The 16,940-nt window shown below is 39.1% G+C and carries 14 protein-coding genes; 2 read left to right on the forward strand and 12 right to left on the reverse strand.

All coding sequences use genetic code 11. The features are described 5' to 3' along the window. Positions 1-15 precede the first annotated feature (15 nt). Entirely contained in the window at positions 16-918 is a 903-nt protein-coding gene (locus E0E47_RS07085; RefSeq protein ID WP_172604670.1) for a class I SAM-dependent methyltransferase, read from the forward strand. Between the two features lie 10 nt (positions 919-928). Further along, entirely contained in the window at positions 929-1,969 is a 1,041-nt protein-coding gene (locus E0E47_RS07090) for an acyltransferase family protein (protein ID WP_130893306.1), read from the forward strand. Here E0E47_RS07090 and E0E47_RS07095 read toward each other — a convergent pair. The 12 genes from E0E47_RS07095 to E0E47_RS07150 all read right to left on the reverse strand — a co-directional run bounded on the left by E0E47_RS07095 (position 1,961) and on the right by E0E47_RS07150 (position 16,765). Next, positions 1,961-2,716, reverse strand: coding sequence for a glycosyltransferase family 2 protein (locus E0E47_RS07095; RefSeq protein WP_008630178.1), 756 nt, complete (start codon positions 2,714-2,716; stop codon positions 1,961-1,963). The two genes, E0E47_RS07090 and E0E47_RS07095, sit on opposite strands and share 9 nt — an antisense overlap. A gap of 7 nt (positions 2,717-2,723) precedes the next feature. Continuing rightward, positions 2,724-4,184, reverse strand: coding sequence for a B12-binding domain-containing radical SAM protein (locus E0E47_RS07100; RefSeq protein WP_008630179.1), 1,461 nt, complete (start codon positions 4,182-4,184; stop codon positions 2,724-2,726). A 24-nt stretch (positions 4,185-4,208) separates the two neighbouring features. Then, positions 4,209-5,003, reverse strand: coding sequence for a glycosyltransferase family 2 protein (locus E0E47_RS07105; protein ID WP_008630180.1), 795 nt, complete (start codon positions 5,001-5,003; stop codon positions 4,209-4,211). Between the two features lie 11 nt (positions 5,004-5,014). Beyond that, positions 5,015-5,908, reverse strand: a complete 894-nt coding sequence (locus E0E47_RS07110; RefSeq protein WP_008630181.1) for a glycosyltransferase family 2 protein — start codon at positions 5,906-5,908, stop codon at positions 5,015-5,017. Positions 5,909-5,982: 74 nt separating this feature from the next. Further along, positions 5,983-7,725, reverse strand: coding sequence for a thiamine pyrophosphate-binding protein (locus tag E0E47_RS07115; RefSeq protein WP_232038365.1), 1,743 nt, complete (start codon positions 7,723-7,725; stop codon positions 5,983-5,985). Between the two features lie 27 nt (positions 7,726-7,752). Next, on the reverse strand, positions 7,753-8,625 hold the full coding sequence (locus E0E47_RS07120; protein ID WP_008630183.1) for an SDR family NAD(P)-dependent oxidoreductase: 873 nt from the start codon (positions 8,623-8,625) through the stop codon (positions 7,753-7,755). 1 nt (position 8,626) lies between these two features. Further along, the gene (locus tag E0E47_RS07125) at positions 8,627-9,748 is read right to left on the reverse strand and encodes a polysaccharide pyruvyl transferase family protein (protein WP_172604671.1); all 1,122 of its coding nucleotides are present in this window, start codon (positions 9,746-9,748) and stop codon (positions 8,627-8,629) included. Then, on the reverse strand, positions 9,733-11,277 hold the full coding sequence (locus tag E0E47_RS07130; protein WP_008630185.1) for an MATE family efflux transporter: 1,545 nt from the start codon (positions 11,275-11,277) through the stop codon (positions 9,733-9,735). The genes E0E47_RS07125 and E0E47_RS07130 overlap by 16 nt, the downstream gene beginning before the upstream one ends. A gap of 184 nt (positions 11,278-11,461) precedes the next feature. Next, complete coding sequence (locus E0E47_RS07135) at positions 11,462-12,496, reverse strand: EpsG family protein (protein ID WP_130893309.1); 1,035 nt, start codon at positions 12,494-12,496, stop codon at positions 11,462-11,464. Between the two features lies 1 nt (position 12,497). Next, on the reverse strand, positions 12,498-13,577 hold the full coding sequence (locus E0E47_RS07140) for a Wzz/FepE/Etk N-terminal domain-containing protein (protein ID WP_008630188.1): 1,080 nt from the start codon (positions 13,575-13,577) through the stop codon (positions 12,498-12,500). Positions 13,578-13,583: 6 nt separating this feature from the next. Continuing rightward, positions 13,584-16,133, reverse strand: coding sequence for an SLBB domain-containing protein (locus tag E0E47_RS07145; protein ID WP_130894336.1), 2,550 nt, complete (start codon positions 16,131-16,133; stop codon positions 13,584-13,586). Beyond that, complete coding sequence (locus E0E47_RS07150) at positions 16,133-16,765, reverse strand: sugar transferase (RefSeq protein WP_130894337.1); 633 nt, start codon at positions 16,763-16,765, stop codon at positions 16,133-16,135. Before E0E47_RS07150 ends, E0E47_RS07145 begins: the two co-directional genes overlap by 1 nt. Positions 16,766-16,940 lie beyond the last annotated feature (175 nt).

The following is a 16,940-nucleotide window of genomic DNA, read 5'->3' on the forward strand; positions in this document are numbered from 1 at the left end:
TATTCAAAGCCGGACATGGAAAAATATATAAAGGGCATAAGCCAATGGATTGACGGAATCCCTTATGAAAAGGCTTTTTGGAACAATGTGTATCGTTGGAAACAGACATTCAACGGAATGATGCAATGGTCAAACTATGGCGGAATCATCGATTTGGAATGTTTTGACGCAAACCGTTTCCTCTCATCCTGCACTTCCTGCAAACCTAAAGTTTTGGACGTGGGATGCGGATTAAGCTATGCAACCGGTAACTATATAGAGATTAATGGTACTAAAACGGCACTTGACCTCCATTACGTAGACCCATTGGCGGATGTGTTCAATGACATTAAGAAAAGGTACCACCGTAACCTACCGGACATAGAATTCGGCATGGTGGAATACTTGTCGGACTTCTTTCCCCGCCACGACGCAGACCTGATTATCATCCAAAATGCACTCGACCACTCTGCCATGCCCATAAAAGGCATACAGGAAGCCTTCTCCACACTGAAGACCGGGGGCATATTATATCTCAACCATCATCCTAACGAAGCTGAAACGGAACAATATAAAGGTTTTCACCAGTATAACATTGACGAAGAGAATGGCAAACTCGTCATCTGGAACAAAACGGAAAGGTCTATCATTCAAGGTTTACTTGGTGCACACGCAGACATAACCGTAACCCGCCACGAAAACGGACATATAATAGCCATAATAAAAAAACTATCCGAAATACCATCGGAAGAATATCTTTCAGGTCATGACCGCATGCAAATATGCCACGCACTCATGGAAGTGGCCGGTAAATTAAAAATAAGCTATACTTTGAAATCTTCGTTAAAATATACTTTTTATAATTCCGTACAATTCATTGTACAAGCCCTACCTTGGGAAGCGAAGATGAGAATAAAGAAACTTATCAAACAGGCATGAATTTAAAAGGATGCAAAGCAAAAATATCAAATGGATCAATACAGCCCGCGCACTCTGCATGATTTCCGTTTACTTGCTCCATAGTGAATTCTACTATGGAGATGCAGGTTTTTCATACGGTTATGTTCTGACACCGTTCTATGTCAACACATTCTTTTTTATTAGCGGCTACCTGCTTTTCAAAAAATATATGAAAGTTCCCGAAACAATCTGTTTTCCCAAAAAGGAATATCATAAGCTGATAGCCAACGTGATTTTCAGGTTAGTCATCCCCACCCTCGCCTTTTCGACCTTAATCTACATCCCCAAAATGATATTCCACGGGAATCCCCTATCTTTCGGGCAATACCTTCATGATGTATGGGGAGGAACCAGTTATTGGTTTACTTCCGCTTTATCCGTCGCACAAATCTTATTGGCAGTTTTGTTACTGAGCCAACGCAGTCATATGGCGTTCTATGTAGTCGCATGCACTCTTTTGTCCCTTTTGGGAATACACCTCCGAGGTATCTTCCCCTCCTCTTTTCCTTGGTACTATCAAACAGGAATGGCTTCTACCTTATTGATGAGCTTGGGCGGTATATATTTGAGATACGAATCCCGAATTAACAAAATAATATCAAAACCCTACGTTTTCGGAGTAGCAGCTTTCGTATACCTTTACAGTATCATGATTACAAATCCCGCACATCTTCAAAAAACAATACCGGACATCTACATGCATTTATGGGAATATCTGACCATCCTATGCAGTATTATTTGTATCATTACCCTCTCACACCTGCTCCCTCAGGTAAAATGGTTGGAATACATTGGAAAGAACTCCATTATATTTTACTTCTTCTCCGGAGTAATGCCAGCTTTATTCGGCAGCATCATTTCGCTATTCGCTCCCGATGCCTCATACGCCCTTACTTTAACCGTAACTTCCATTGCCCTACTGGCTGCAACAGGGATAAACTTGATTATCCAACAATATTTTCCCTACCTTACCGATTTGCGGAAAATCCTATTTCCCAACCAACAAGCTTTGCATAAGAAATCAAATTAATTTCTTATGCAAAGCCCTACATGCATAATTAATATAATAATATGCAGACTTTATAATCCCTATTTTTTCCACATTCATATAAATATTCCATTGCCAAGAGAGCACGGCTAACTTCCGTGAAGACACGGAAGCTTTCCGCACACGGTATAAAGCGGTTACCGTATTCGTATTACGAGCTATAAAGCCTTTCTTTAAAATAGATAACCATAAAGCGTAGTCTTCATGATGAATCGGCCTGAACAGCACCTTCCCCACTTTCGCAACATCATAAATACCTGTCAGGTTTCCAATCACATTACCTTTAAGCAAACATTCATAAGAAGCCGTATCCGGAGCCTTTATAATTCGACCTGCCCGAAACCCCTCTTCATTCATCTTTTCATAATTAGAAAAAACAATGGCCGTTTTTTTATGATTAAACAACCGAACCTGTTGCTCCAATTTAGTAGGGAACCAAATATCATCACTATCCAAAAAAGCGATGAAGCGTCCCTTAGCCTGCTGTATTCCTATATTCCTTGGAATAGCAGGAATGCCTAAAGGCTTATAGTTCTGCAACAGATGTATACGGGAGTCCTTTTTCACATATTGTTCTACAATATCTTTGGAATTGTCTGTTGAACCATCATCCACGACAATCAATTCCCAACACGAATAAGTCTGTGAAATCACAGAAAGTATAGAATCTTCTATAAAACGCCCGGAATTATAAACCGGCATGATTACAGATACCATATCCATCGCCATAGACACGTTACTTAGAAAACAAGTAATGTTTTAACTTACCAAATGCTTTTATAGACCTCTTCAAATCAGAAGGATACGCCAACCCGACCCTCAACCTATGAAGGATATAGCTAAAGCGCAAATAATATTTCTTACGAGCCTTGTTACAGAAATCCACCATGTCTTGTGCCGAAAGTCCCGGCAAAGAAAGCACTGTATTATGGGTACCATCTGCTAAACAATATTTTGCATAGTCCAACTCTATATAACCATTTGATTTAGCCCATGTATATGCCTCTGTTCCCGGATAAGGTATTAAAGGAAAAAACTGTGCCGTATCCGTATTCAATTTCAAAGCCAAATTCAAAGTCTCGTTCATCGTTTCTCTCGTTTCTCCGCAATTACCCACCATGTAACAAGCATGAATAAGCAGACCTGCCTTTTTTGCATCAGAAACATAGCGATAGAATTGCTCCACTTTCGTTCCCTTCTTTATATTGTCTAATATTTGCTGACTCCCGGATTCGATTCCGGGAATAATCAACCGACAACCCGCCTTTTTCATCGCACACATGGTTTCATAGTCCAAATTTACCCGTGCATTGCAAAGCCACTTCAAACGTTTATTAAGCCCTTTGTTTATCAATAAATTACAGATTTCCAGAACCCGTTTTTTATTAACCGTGAAAGTATCATCCTCTATCACGACTTCTTTGACATCCGGAAAATTCTCCGCAATATACTCAAACTCATTCACTACATTCTCTGCAGAACGTGCCCTGAATATATGTCCATGCATGGTTTGCGGATACACACAAAAATTACAATGGAACGGACATCCCCTTCCCGTAAAAATCTGGATAGAAGGATAAGTAGCCGCCGCAAAGAAATAATCCCTTTCGTTCAGGTTGTTTTTAATAAAAGTGGAAGCAAACGGGATTTCATCCAAATTCTTTATGGAAGGCATAATCCCCGTACGTATAAAAGTCTCCCCTTGCCTCAAGCACAATCCCCTTACTTGCAGAAGCTCTTCCCGGTTCTCAATGGCGTCAGCCAATTCTTTTATAGTTTCATCATACTCTCCTATCGCCACCGCATCTACCGCCTTGGAATATCCTAATGTTTCCTCCGCACATGCAGAAGGATGGGTTCCAACCAGAACAAGAAAGGAATGTGGATACATTTGCTTGATACGTCCTGCAAAACTCACGTCACTTTTTATGGAAGGTGTACTGGTATCTAAGACAAACAAAGTATTATCATCCGCCTTATTCGCAAGCAAGGTCAACGTTACTTCCTCATTTAAAGGTTTTGCCGGTGCATCCAAAAAATATACTTCATGCCCATTCTTCTCTACATAAGCAGCAGCGTATATCAGCCATAACGGATAATATAAAGCACCACTTTTTGTTATTGCCGGACTTCTAGATTCCCTTGAGAATTTACCATATTCTGCCTTAAAAGGCGGGTTTATAAAATAAACTTTCATACTTAATCATTCATAAATACACACTTACCCCTTATTTGTTTTGGCGTAATGCATGCGTTTCAGCATATCTATGCCAAAGATACAAATAATTAATCTTTTTACGCAATCAAAAGCCCAAAAATAAAAATAACAGAACTTGGCTAACCACCTTCCTCCCCCATTATTCAACACAATGTGCTCAATATCATATCTCTTTGCAGATATAGGAGCCACTGAGACTCCTCCCAATCTAAATTCTGCCAAATCAGCCGGAATGTATTTAAAACGTGCCCCTCCCTGATAAGCCCGTGTTAAAAAATCATGATCCATCATATAACGGAATTTCAAATCGTATCCTCCCCAACGGCGATAAGCTGCAGCCGTTACAAAAGTACCCTGATGGTCTACATTCACAAAAAACGGCATTAACGGGAACTTCATAGAGGGGATGTCACGCCCGGTAAATCCCGTATCTTTGTTGCGGATAATCACGTTTCCCCTGTAAACATCCACATCCGGTTCATAAAACTTTGCAACCACCTCCAATGCATTAGGCAGCAAAATATCATCACTATTAATGATTACAATCAAATCTCCTTTAGCATGAAAGATACCTTTATTGAACGCATCACTTATGCCTTTGTCTGGCTCGGAACAGAAATACCCCAAATGTTCTTTGTACTGTTCTATAATATCCAAAGTCCCATCTGTTGACCCTCCATCTATAATTACATAATCTATATATGGGTACTTCTGCTCCACCACACTCTTTATCGTTTCCTCCAAAGTATTCACACTATTATAACATATAGTAACGACAGAAATTACAGGATATTTCATAATTTAAATTTTCAAAATAAATTAAAAAGAATAGACAATCTCCCAAAAATGGACACAAAATGGTTTGCACAATCAAGTTCATGTCCGCAAATCAAAGAAACTTTGTTGAAACATTTTTTATAGTTTATCACCTTAAACGTTAACTCCTTGTGTTCTTCCACCATCAATTCAGCATAACCATTCCATAATTCTCTGGCAATAGAAGAACGTATCCTTTCATTTTTCCGTAACCTTCCAATTCTTTCTCTCCACCGGAATAATGAAGAGTTCACTTGTCCAACCGCATTTCGAGAATGTTGGCGATATAGGATATAAGGCTTATCATCAAAACAAACCCATGCACCCAATGCCATTGCAACATCATAAATCCATACATCGTGCATTCTCATATAGCGAGGAGTATACTTCAGTAACTCATTTCTAAGTTTATCGTTAAATACCATCGTACACCCTCCTACGAACTGATACATGAGTGCTTCACCATAAGTCAACAAAGGATGAATCTTTACACTATCCATTGGACACAAATTTTCATCAACCAACTGAGTTTGTCCAAAATACAAAGCAGGTCTGTCCACACAATTTCCAAATTGTTCTAATGCGGCCTTCAATTTATCTTCATGCCATACATCATCTTGATCCGAAAAGGCATACCATTCACATTTGGGAGCATTTAACAACAAATCCCAAAAACTCCGTGCCGGCCCTACATTTCGCCCTTCATACCATCGTAAGTTACCGTTCTTTTCCTCTTCAGCCAAGATCTGTTTTGTGCAATCCGAAGACCCGTCATCGCGTACCAACAAAGTACAATCTACTCCTTTTTGAGCATAAATAGAAACCAATTGCTCCTTCAAATACATTTGTCCATTATAAGTAGACATTAAAACCAATACCTTTTTCATTTCCCCTTTTTAATTGGCTCTATTACCGTCATCCAAACAACAATATCCACACTATTTTCTTCAGACATTACAAATCATTTCAGTATACGTTTTACAAACTCCATCCCTTTTTCTCCAATTACATTCCCTACTTTTTCTTTCAAAACTTGCTTGACGTCTCCAACCAATCCGGTACTTGTAATCAAACGTAAAGCCTCATTTTCGTCTGTATCACGCGTAAACACCTCAAAAAGGTATGACTTATTAATTTCAGTAGATAGAAAAGTACCCATGTTTTCTAAAAAATCCTCTTTAGAAGAAGCAGATAAATAATTTATACCAAGATTTTTGGCATAATCCCTTACTAATGTACGCGACTGATTGCCATAATGTCCAGCAGCCGCAATATATGGATTCACACCTTCTTTAAATATATGACCAGGATTCAGATAATGAGTAAACTCACAACCTTTACCGTTATTTACCAATAAAACTCTGATATTTTTCCCCCAATGCCGGTTACCTAAAGCATTCATATCATAAAAAAAGGCCAAGTCTCCCAAAACTCCAAAATACAACTTATCAGGATGAACCAAAGCTGCCCCCAAAAGAGAGGAAAGAGTCCCATCCGTACCGAAACCTCCCACATTGCATGCAGAATTCACGGATTTTGGAATCTCAAAAAAATCCCACGATCTTAAAGACGTTAGAATACCGAAATGTATGGCACACCCCTCTGGAAGTCTGCAAGACAACTGTTTAGCCATCCATATATTTGAAAATGGCAAATCCGGAATTTTCTCATAACATCTGACATAATCATTTCTACATGATTTCAAAAAAGAAAGTGTACCCTTGCCTACATTTCGCTTTTGGCCATACTTCTCAAAGAAATGGGATTCGTCCATGTCGAACAAATAAGTAAGCTTACCATATCTGTCACGCAATTGTCCATCCCTATTCACGCGCCACACTTCTTGTGCCTTCCCCCCCATATTAAAATGATCACCAGAAACTTCCCCCAGATGTATCGTCAAACGAATATCCTGTAAACATGGTGCATTTTGTACTGTCAATAAAGCATCCACCTGCCTAAAATTCCCCTTATAACCACTTGTATGGTCACAAAAACACACAGCATTGTTATTTTCACAAAAAGCATCAATCAAACCCGTCTCTCTTGCTGTGAATGGACGATGTGCCCCAATAAATATAGCTATCTTACCCTGGGGCAAAGGAGGGAAATCCCCATCATAATCAATTCGTCTGACAACTTTAACATACGGCAATTGCTTAACCGACAAATCCCGGCTATATGTAGTTTCCAAATTCACATGAGCCGGTCCTCCGCCATGAAGTGTCAAAGCCGAAATCGCCTGATTAATGCGCAATGCCGCATTTTCCGCATCCTTCGTATCACGTACTGACGGGATATAAGTACTAAAAGTCAGAATATCCTTGGCATGTACACTACGATCCGTAACCTGGTCGTACAAATTTCCTAACCGTCTCAAGTCTTGTGTACCGGTGATTACCAACACGGGCAACTTCCTATAAAAGGCTTCTGTTAATCCCGGCATATAATTACGAGCCGCCGTGGCACCGGTACATGTAAGTACAACAGGTTCACCACTCTCCTCTGCCATTCCGCAAGCCATATAAGCAGCCGATCTTTCGTCCACCGATGAATACATTTCAAATCCTCCATCATACATCAATGAAGCATTCAACATCATATTAGTCCCTCCAGGAGAGGTCACCACCTTCTTTATATGATGAGCTTTTAACAGCTTGACAAGTATCTGTATACCCTTTTCACTAGAATAATAAGTTTCCATATTTCTTATACTTTTTTTCATTCCACATTATTCAAAAGAATAACGTCGACTATAATCATCTACTGTAAGATTCCCCAATCCCCCGGTCATAAAAACAGTATCTCCGACGACCGTTCGTCCCATCCCACTCACTAAGACTACAGCCATCTGTGCCACTTCTTCAGGTTTGGCATAACGTCCGATAGGACTGGAAACCAATGTAATGTCGGAATCGTCATCTAAATTCGACATAGATGTTTGCGTAGGCCCTGGCGCGATACTGTTCACCACAATTCCATGCGGTGCCAGAGATTTAGCCAACCCCATGGTTAATGCCCTTATCCCCCATTTACTCAAAATATAAGGAGAATTAGCCGGTCTGAGACTGGAAGAAGATGAGATATTCAGAATATTTCCTTCTATTTCATTATCAACCATATATCTCCCGAACAATTGGGATAGAAAAAATGTTCCTTTCAAATTCGTATCAACAACTTTATCAAAATCACTTTCCGTTACATGGGGCATAGCCGTGCTTTCCACACCGGCGTTATTCACCAGTATATCTATCTTTTTTCCTGATAACAAAGTGAGTATCTCCCTTAAACTGTCTTCAAAAGAGCTTACATCCAAATTATCCATACGATAAAAATAAACCCTATTGGGAAATCTTCCATCCAATTCCTCAAAGCATTTTTTAAGCTTTCTTTCATCACGACCGGTCATGACCACGTATGCCCCAGCCTGCAGAAAAGCCTTTGTTATAGCCAATCCAATACCACTTGCACCTCCTGTAATCAAAGCACAACGTCCCTCAAGAAGTTCATTTGGAGATAAGGTAACTACGGTCACATGATGAACAGGAAATCCACCGATAAGAAAGCGCCCTAACCTTTTGAGATATTTTTTCCAACGTACCATATTATTTCTCTATTGAATGAATAAGATAATCCATAGACTTTTTCCGTTCCTTTTGCAAAAGATCTTGTACCAATCCATAATTTACAGGCTTAGCCCAATCCATACCCGTATCATCATATAGCCGTCCTGTAAGCCCGAACAAATCAAGAAAATCGTGAATTCTACCATTCTGAGAGCCTTGCTCTGTATCCTTAAATCTTTTAAACACCACAAAGTCCTTTGATAAATTAACAGACAGGGCACAAGCATGAAATGAATCTGTACATACAACCTCAGCTTCCGCCACATACCGTACAAACTCATAAGGTCCTGCACTTTCATCCACCATTGCATGGTACAATTCCAAACTCCCACTCTCCAAAGACGGTAAAAGAATAATGTCTCGTACACCCAATGTTTTTTGTACTTTTACGACTTGAGACAAGTATTCTTTTCTATTCCCCACAAAGTAACATAGAATATATTTTGATGGAAGTCGAAAAGGAATATCAGCTTTCCGGGAAAAATCCAACCACTGTTGAGATGAAAGTAAAAAAGTAGGATCCAAAACCCGTGAAACATTCTTCCCCAATAAAGATGAAAGATATCGAGCCGTATACCCTTCCCTGACTCCAATATGTTGGAATGAGAACAATAATTCTTTCACCCGGTCTTCATATTTTTCGGGAACACAATTTGTCCCTATACTTGAAGCATAAGCAACCCGCTTCCCGCCCCCTACAAAATCCAAAAACATAAAAGAATCAAAACGATGGCAACAATTCCATATTTGATCACTTCCCGTCATAAAAACATCTACTTCTGACAACAAACAGCGGTAATCAGATAAATTATGAACAATCCTATGATTATAATTCTCTTTATTAAAAACATCCAATTTTTGCTGCTTGACAGTACGAGCACGGAACATTCTCTTCAACGACAAGCCATATCTCCTAATCTGATACAGTAACCAACGGAAAAAAGAGAAAGATGTCCCATTCATAAAAACAAATGGATGCAGGATACATACGTCATAGCCCAAATCCTCCAACTTTTTATGTAGAGCATAAGATTGCAAACTTGTACCAAAATTACCTGTTCCTAGCCAAGTCACTAATGCTATTTTTATTTTCTTATCCATAAAACACATTTATTTTTGACGAATGAAATCACCTTTTTTCGTTCGCTATTGCCCATTCCAATAATCCAAGTTGAAACACAAACCGATATACAACTTGAGACAAAAACATATATAAACCGTTCTCCTCCCTCCTGAAGCGTATTAGCCAAAACAAGAGGCAAAACAAACGAAACAATTGTCACTATAACCCCTCTTCCTACAACCTGTACCACAAATGGACGTATAGGAAAACCAATCTGTCTTTTCAATAAAAAAAGACGTACATAAACCAAATAGGTATAAACTACAACATAAGTAATGTATGCAGCAACAGGCGGAAATCCGAGTTCAAATAATCCATAACTTGCGGGAAGTACAGCACATCCTAACCCACCGACATAAATATAGAATTTCTTTATATTTCCGGTGGCCTGCGCAAGCGTCGTCAATGGTGCCCCTGGCAAATCTACCAAGACCCCCAACATAGCCAATTGCCAAAATAACACAGCATATTCCGGTACCTCCTTCAACCAAACTCCAAGCACAAAATCAGCCTCAAGCACAAATGGGATAAAAAAGAATAACATTAAAATATATGAATACTTCGCCCCCTGTCTCACAATCTTAAAACACGTTACAAGATCATTCTCCGCATAGGTCTTTATAATTTGAGGATTCAAAGCCGTGGTAAAATTTCCTATAAACTGCTTGACCCCATTCTCCGCCTGCCCTGCAATTCCCCTCGCAGCATTGACAACGACCCCGAAAAACATATTAGATACAATATTAACTCCCTGGGTATTGAGTATATATGCTCCTGTACCGAGAAAATTCCATCCGGCAAAACCAAACATTTCTTTCAGCAATTTTTTATCTATGCCAAAACGGTATTTGCATTCCGTAAAATGCTTAGAACAATAACAGCCGTATATAAACCTCACTATTATTGCAGACAATGCAACTAATAAGGCATAGAAAAAAAGCTTATCAAACGATGAAATCACAATAGCATATGCAGCAGACAATCTGAGTAGAGCCTCAATGATACCCACATAGGCAAAAACATTCATTCTCTCGTGAGCTATTATAATGGCGTTATAAGGTAAACTTATCAACTGAACAACAAAAGTCAACAATGAGAATTGCAATACCCAAAAAGCCACATTCAAACGTTCTGGAGGTATCTGCATCCGATTAAACAAGAACCATCCCCCTAATAATTCTGTCAAAAGTACGACCAAAAACGAGAGAAGAAATTGTATATTGACACTTGTAGAAAAAACAAGCCCTAATTTTGCCTTATTATGATTGCCTATTTCAAAAGTCAAATATCTTGTAATAGCATTAGATAATGAAGCTGATATGATTGAAAACATTATTACTACGCCACCGACTATATTATAGATTCCAAAATCGTCTACCCCAAGGGCATCCAATGTTACCCTGGAAGTGTATAAATTCACAATCATGATAAAGAATGTGCGTATATAAAGCATCAATGTGTTTTTGGCGATGCGTTTACTATTCTGAGCCTCTTTATTAGTATCCATAAATAATCATTAAGGAAGCTACACACAAGTACATATTTCCTTCATCTTAGCACCCTCTGCCACCTTCCATTTTTTCCTCCTTTTTGGCAAAGTTACGAAAAAGTATTGATTATCAACATCTGATTTCAAGAAAAACCATTTCCAACCCTTTAGAAACATACCGCACTGACAAAAAGCACTATATTTAAATGTATATGACTTGATTATAGAAAACCCCGATAAACAAAAACACTAAAGCAATTACACCGACAATTGCTTTCGATGCATAATCCGGTTTTATAGTATAATATAAAAGAGGAAATAGTATCACTTCTACCACTCCCAACAACTCACTCAAACGAAATGCAAAAACAGGCAGATTATAAAAAAGTATAAACGCAGCCAAAGACAAAATCTCAACTTTCAGAAGAATAACCACAAACGGATTAAAACGAGCAATCAACTCACACTTCCAAAGCAAAAAATAAGTGATAACTATTTTTACCAAAAAGACTAAATTAAAAACATTTATCTCATCCCATAATCCTTGTTCCTGTAAAGAACGGTAAATCTCCATTTTTTCTTCTATATAAGGAATAGGAAGCATCAATAAAAAATCCATCTTCAAAAAATATATCAGATAGCAAAAAGGTATGATTGATGCATAAAATATATATTGCCACTTTTTAAAAATCTCATTAGAAAAAAAAACAAAACACACAAGAATTCCGGCAGTATAATGAAAACAAGTTGCACAAAAAATGCATAACAAATACCTAAATCGGTCTCCGGTCCTCAAATATTGAAGTGCAAATAAAAAGAAACCAGACGCAACCCCTACCCTTATCTGATTCATACCATGGAGCAAATAATAATTACTCAAGTAAACCAAAAGAGACAGAAAACATAAATCGGTCAATCTTCTTATGGATAGAATCTGAAGTGACAACGCCAATATAGCATAAATCAGAAATAAAAAGACGACATTATCAAACACATAATAGACCAGATAAGACAACAAGACGAACGATATTTCTGTTGTAATATCATAACTACTGTTATAGAGATTCACATAATTAGAATAATCATGGTCTATATCACTCGGCCGAAATCCTGCCACAAGAGCCATTCCCCCTCCTATTAAAATCAATAAAAGCAACTTAATAGAAGAATCGAGTCTTTCTTCTATAAAAGCCACTGACATTATAAAACAAAATAGGAAAAGTATTATGAAAATCATTTTATTCCGGCATCTTCAATTCTTTTTTCTTTAACATCTGTTCTCTTCCATATACATATAAAGAGGAACATAAAAAAGCAAAGAATACACAACCCACAACAATTAACATACGTTTAGGAGAGGAAGGACGCAAAGGCACTGTCACAGAATTCACGACCGTAAAAGATGGAGTTTTTTCCTGCAGTTTGGCTTTAGCGATTTGAACTTGCTGGACCCATTGGCTATAGGAAGTATACGACAATTGCAATTGATTCTCCAAGAAATCTTGCTGAGACATGTAAGACTGTAATACGGCACCCTTATGCGTATCACAATATTCAGAATATACACGTTGAGCTGCTTCGTAATCCTTTTGGCTCTCATTAAGCATTTTTTCAAAATAAACAAGATCATTACGTGCTTTGCTCGTCTTATACTCAATAATAAAATCTTGTAATCTCTGTTTGACCGAATCTGTCATCGTCGCAGCCACAAGGGCATCTTGTGCCGTAAAACCTATTGTGATTACGCTTGTTTTTTTGTCTACAGAACAAGATATATTATCTGAAATCATTTTACAGATATTAGATTCATCCTCCGTCAACCAAAAAGAATCTGTTCCTTCTGAATTAACTTGCTCTTCTTTTTTGGGGAAAATACTCTTAATAAAAGAATTTATATAAGAAAAACCGGCACTCCACCACGGGCGTTCTTGATGCACAGCAAAATAATCATATAATGTAGTCTTTATCTCTCCGTCCGCTGTTTGAACTTTCACATCAAACAGCGACACAAGGAAATCCGTAGAATTCAACACGTCTGGATAAATCTCGGGATAAAGAGCATCTCCATTCATACTACTACCCAAATTCAGTCCAACCATACTCGCTAAAGAGCCTATATTACCAGACAAGGATGCACCCGACGATATTTCCGGTGCCAAAGTCACGGTGGCGTTATATCCACGTGGTATACTACATACATATATAACAGCCACAACTGAGACTATGCCACAAATCTTAGCAATACATAATCTTTGTTTGAATAATACTTGAAAAATTTCTACCAAATCTATTGGCTGAGGTTCCTTTTTTGGGTCCATAATGCATTATTTAAGTATATTCACTAACGTTGCAATCATTGTAGCAATTGAAGCCGTAGAGGTCCCTATCGTCATCATCTCCTGTGGTGTCATCTTATTACGCTGTGGTTTAGTCGGAACCACAATTTCACACCCAGGCTGGATGGATTTGCTTGAACGACGTCCTAACTGCTCTACAGAACCATTCATATAAATGGTATACACACGGGACTTATGCGCACGGTCGGCATAACCTCCAGCGCGTTTAATATAGTAGCTGAGCGGTTTTCCTTTCTCATAATTAATGGAAATAGGATACATCACTTCCCCACTGATCTTTACCGTATTCGAAAATTGAGGTACCACCAACTCATCCCCTTCACGCAAACGCACATCGTCCAAACTTCCCGGATTCTTCATCGCCTTCTCTAAATTAATGGCAACAGGATAAGTATCCCCCAAATCCAACTTCAAATTCAAAATTGAATCTGCTTGCGCCATATTAAATTCTTTTTCCGAACGCAAGCTTTCTTCATAAACTTGTATTTGGGAAGCCTTCATAGCACTTTCACGTTGCTTTTTTTCTTCTTCTGTCAACAAACGTTGCAGACGGGCTCCTTTTGCATAAGCCAAAGAAGACAAGCCTCCAGCCGCCTTTACCAAATCACTCAAACGATAATCTTTATTATCCATGGCATAACTTCCGGAAAAGTTCACGGCACCACTCACTTTCACATTGCGCTGTTCCGAATAAGCCGGACTTTTACGCACAAAAACCTCATCGTACGGTTGGAGATGAAAGTCCTGACCGTCACCCATCACCAAGCCGTCACGGAGAGAAAAGCTATAAGTCTCTGACAGTTTCTCATCATCGGTCACCGCATCCGGATTCTTGATACGGCGGAACACATCGACTTTCGCCATGGAGGCTGCCTCCGTAAACCCTCCGGCCTGAAGTACAAGGTCTTCTATCGTCGTATTGTCCGCATACTGATAGATACCTGGAAAATTAACCTCACCATCAATTGTCAATGTCCGCTCCCCTTTCATATCCAACGAACTTGGAATAAACAAAATATCATTCTTACGCAAAGGGATATCGGCTACCGTCCCGTCCATAATACCTTCCACATCCACGGATAAAGCTTCCATCGTCAGGTCTTCCTTTTGACGGTGCATTACAGCCCGTTTAAGAAAAGCATCTTCACGCAACCCATCGGCCGCTTTAATCAACTGGCGTACAGTCTTGATGCTCCCATCCATCTGATATTGTCCGGGATGGAACACAGCTCCGCGTATTTCTGCCATATTGGAAAAACGAGGAATAACCGAATCGACATATAAAGAATCTCCGTCTTTCAATAAAAAACCGTTCATTTCAAACTCATCCACCGTATACACGGAATACTCTCGTCCGCTTTTACGTATCAGACGCACATTATCCGTATAAGCGTCCCCGGCAAACCCTCCGGCATAATCCAAAATACGGGAGACGCTTTCGTTTTCTTTCATTTCATAAAACATAGGACGCTTCACCTTGCCCCGTATATTCACCAAGCATTCGTACGGCCCTACCACAATCACATCGTTATCCGCCAAACGGATATCCCCCTTTGTATTCCCGTTCAGAATGTAATCATAGACATCGATGGTTGAAACCACACGTCCCTGACGGAATACTTTTATATCGCGTAACGTCCCGATCTCACTGATTCCCCCGGCCGCATACAACGCATTGAAAGCAGAAGATAAGGCACTCAACGTATAAGTCCCCGGTACCATCACCTCACCCATCACCTGTACTTGTATAGATCGTGTCTCCCCAACGGTCAAGGTTATGTTGGAATTCGCATAAAAACGACCTAATTGCTTTTTAACATAGTCGTTAGCCTCTTTTACAGTCATTCCGGCTAATGCCAAAGGCCCAACCCCCTCTATTGTCACAGTTCCGTCGGGCGACACCGTCCCCTCGAAAGTAGTCTGTGAAGCCCCCCATACGTCTATAATTACAGCATCACCGGCTCCCAGGCGATAGTTTGCCGGAGTCGGTATATTCATGCTCGGCTCAAAAGTCAGCATTTCATTATTGAAGATATTACGGCCAAAGACTTGACGGTCGTCTTCCTTGAAATAATTACGATAATAAATCAATGAGTCTATATCCATAAACCCTATCTCTTCGTTGAGTTGTTGGCCCTTCAGCGTTTTATCCTCTCCATCCTTTATTTCACGTCGCGAACGAACCATATAACCATTCTGTTTCTGGCGTTCATCCCGTGTCTTTTCTTTGTTAGTCCTCAAGCGGGACGTTCCACTTTTGGGTTGTGTCGTTCCGGTCAAGTCCAAAGCTCCGGGCTGCTTTTGTTCTGCCTCATATTTTTTACGAATACGCCGCAACTGATCTACCGTTACACCTTTTTGAAGCAATTGGGAAACAATATATTGTTGGTCTTTCCCTTTCTCCTGCTGTTCCATGACATAACGTACCACCTGATCGTCCGACATGGATTGAGAAAAAATAAATTGAAACCAAAAAAACGCCAAACAGGCTAGCAATATCCTCCTTGCCATATACATCAAAATTTCTTTCCTTTTAAAATAAAAACGACAGTGGTCAAAATAATTTTTATATCTAAAAACAACGAACGCTGTTGCAAATATTCTAAATCCATTTGCAAACGAATCAGCATTTTTTGCATCGAATCCGTATATCCATTATATAAAGTAGCCATGGAAGTCAATCCCGGACGCATCAAATAAATATAATCATAATCAGGATTCTCCTTTCTAATCAAATCAATAAAGTAACGCCGTTCAGGACGAGGACCCACAAACGCCATATCCCCCCGAAAAACATTCCACAACTGAGGTAATTCATCCAAATGATGTTCACGCAAAAATCTACCTACAGGAGTTAACCTATCATCCCCTTTCTTCGCCAAACAAGGTTTCCCGTCCTTCTCTGAATCAACTCTCATTGTCCGGAATTTCAATATATAAAAAGGTTTTCCCTTGTACCCTATTCGTTCCTGTCTAAACAATACAGGTCCATCACCTTGCCTTTTTAATAAAAAATAAACTAATAAAAAAACTGGAGACAACACTATCAAACCCAACAAAGCAAATATGGTATCAAGACCTTTTTTAATGGCTCGTTCCACCCAATTCATCCCATCACAAATCTCCATATTGACAGACATCTGACTCATTTTCCAATTCATTAAATCTAATTTATCTAAGTATAAAACTCCACAAGAGTGAAATTATTGCAAAATAACGATATTTTTTTTTCTCTCACAAGTAATGACTTAACCGTGTAGAAAAAATAAAGAACCGGAGAAAAAATAACAGCATGTTTATGCCTTTATTCAAAAGAATATCTTA

Origin of the sequence: Paraprevotella xylaniphila YIT 11841, from assembly GCF_900683745.1 — a bacterium.
GTDB classification, from domain to species: Bacteria; Bacteroidota; Bacteroidia; order Bacteroidales; family Bacteroidaceae; genus Paraprevotella; species Paraprevotella xylaniphila.

Coding starts and splice junctions, on each gene's coding strand:
- E0E47_RS07100 (WP_008630179.1), bottom strand. CDS start 4,184: ATGAAAGTTTATTTTATAAACCCGCCTTTTAAGGCAGAATATGGTAAA.
- E0E47_RS07105 (WP_008630180.1), bottom strand. CDS start 5,003: ATGAAATATCCTGTAATTTCTGTCGTTACTATATGTTATAATAGTGTG.
- E0E47_RS07140 (WP_008630188.1), bottom strand. CDS start 13,577: ATGGACCCAAAAAAGGAACCTCAGCCAATAGATTTGGTAGAAATTTTT.
- E0E47_RS07130 (WP_008630185.1), bottom strand. CDS start 11,277: ATGGATACTAATAAAGAGGCTCAGAATAGTAAACGCATCGCCAAAAAC.
- E0E47_RS07150 (WP_130894337.1), bottom strand. CDS start 16,765: ATGAGTCAGATGTCTGTCAATATGGAGATTTGTGATGGGATGAATTGG.
- E0E47_RS07095 (WP_008630178.1), bottom strand. CDS start 2,716: ATGGCGATGGATATGGTATCTGTAATCATGCCGGTTTATAATTCCGGG.
- E0E47_RS07085 (WP_172604670.1), top strand. CDS start 16: ATGGAAAAATATATAAAGGGCATAAGCCAATGGATTGACGGAATCCCT.
- E0E47_RS07145 (WP_130894336.1), bottom strand. CDS start 16,133: ATGTATATGGCAAGGAGGATATTGCTAGCCTGTTTGGCGTTTTTTTGG.
- E0E47_RS07115 (WP_232038365.1), bottom strand. CDS start 7,725: ATGGAAACTTATTATTCTAGTGAAAAGGGTATACAGATACTTGTCAAG.
- E0E47_RS07090 (WP_130893306.1), top strand. CDS start 929: ATGCAAAGCAAAAATATCAAATGGATCAATACAGCCCGCGCACTCTGC.
- E0E47_RS07125 (WP_172604671.1), bottom strand. CDS start 9,748: ATGGATAAGAAAATAAAAATAGCATTAGTGACTTGGCTAGGAACAGGT.
- E0E47_RS07135 (WP_130893309.1), bottom strand. CDS start 12,496: ATGATTTTCATAATACTTTTCCTATTTTGTTTTATAATGTCAGTGGCT.
- E0E47_RS07120 (WP_008630183.1), bottom strand. CDS start 8,625: ATGGTACGTTGGAAAAAATATCTCAAAAGGTTAGGGCGCTTTCTTATC.
- E0E47_RS07110 (WP_008630181.1), bottom strand. CDS start 5,908: ATGAAAAAGGTATTGGTTTTAATGTCTACTTATAATGGACAAATGTAT.